Annotated in this window: 2 protein-coding genes; one reads left to right on the top strand and one right to left on the bottom strand. The window is 43.4% G+C overall.

The window, feature by feature from the left end; all coding sequences use genetic code 11:
* Positions 1-627, top strand: a 627-nt coding sequence (locus ACS8FD_RS15655) for a mechanosensitive ion channel family protein (RefSeq protein ID WP_439276527.1), incomplete at its 5' end; no start/stop codon positions are given.
* A gap of 45 nt (positions 628-672) precedes the next feature.
* Here the strand turns inward: ACS8FD_RS15655 and ybeY are convergent.
* Positions 673-1176, bottom strand: a complete 504-nt coding sequence (ybeY, locus tag ACS8FD_RS15650; RefSeq protein WP_439276528.1) for an rRNA maturation RNase YbeY — start codon at positions 1174-1176, stop codon at positions 673-675.
* Positions 1177-1186 lie beyond the last annotated feature (10 nt).

The following is a 1186-nucleotide window of genomic DNA, read 5'->3' as shown; positions in this document are numbered from 1 at the left end:
GTACAAACCACCTCAGTCGTTGCTATCTTGGGCGGTGCTGCAGTAGCCATCGGTTTATCATTAAAGGATCAGTTGTCAAACTTTGCTGCTGGCATTATGATTGTGACTTTTCGTCCATTTGTAAGCGGTGACTATGTGCAGATTAGTAGCTATACAGGCACAGTGACCGAAATTACCTTGGTTAACACCCATCTAACCACGATAAACAATCACGATATTATCATTCCAAACAGCGATATCACCACATCAGCTGTGATCAATTATACTGCATTGCCCAATCGCCGCGTCGATATCACGGTCGGTATTGGCTATGATGCCAACATTAAAACCGCTAAAGAGGTGATGTTAAGCTTGGCCAGAAATAACCCGATGGCCTTTACTGATCCTGAGCCTATTGTACGAGTGACCAATCTGGGTGATAATTCTGTTGATCTGACGCTAAATGTTTGGACAACCAATGCAGATTGGTGGACCATGCAGTGTGATCTGCTTGAGCAGTTTAAATATGCGCTGGATGATGAAAAAATCGAGATTCCATTCCCGCAGCGCAGTGTCCATGTTAAAGGCTTGGATCAGATGATTAACCAGATGGGCCAATCACAAAAACTGCCCATGACCAAGGACTGATTGTTTGAAGAGATTGATTAGGTCAAAAAACTGACCTCGTCAAAATCAAACGTTTGGTAGATAGGGGTTTGGTAGGTTCAAACTTGCCAAAATCTCTATCTCAAACCTTTCCATCTCATCTTGTTCGGCCTGTCCAAGCTCGTGATCAAAACCCAATAGATGCAGCAAGCCATGTATTAGTAGATGGCTGATGTGCTGCTCCACTGTTTTTTGTTGCTCTACTGCTTCGCACTCCACGACGTCATGACATATGATTAGCTCACCAAGTGGCAGCATTGGCATTAGCTCGATAATATTAGCTGGCATCTCACTTGGGTACGACAGAATGTTGGTTGCGTAATCTTTGCCTCGCGCTTCTAGGTTCAGTTCACGACCTTCAGTCTTGTCGGTAATATATACATCCAACGCTTTGACTTTATCCTGCCATATCTCAAGGCTGATATTAGCGAAGTAGGGGAGCGTCAGTCCGTTCTCGATATGTCTATCTATATATTTTAAAGTCGCTACTATGATTGGTAATAGACACTCTTCACTATAGTAACAACTGATTAACCCCTCA

This window comes from Psychrobacter sp. 1U2 (assembly GCF_051847575.1).
This window is presented reverse-complemented; position numbering and strand designations above follow the sequence as displayed.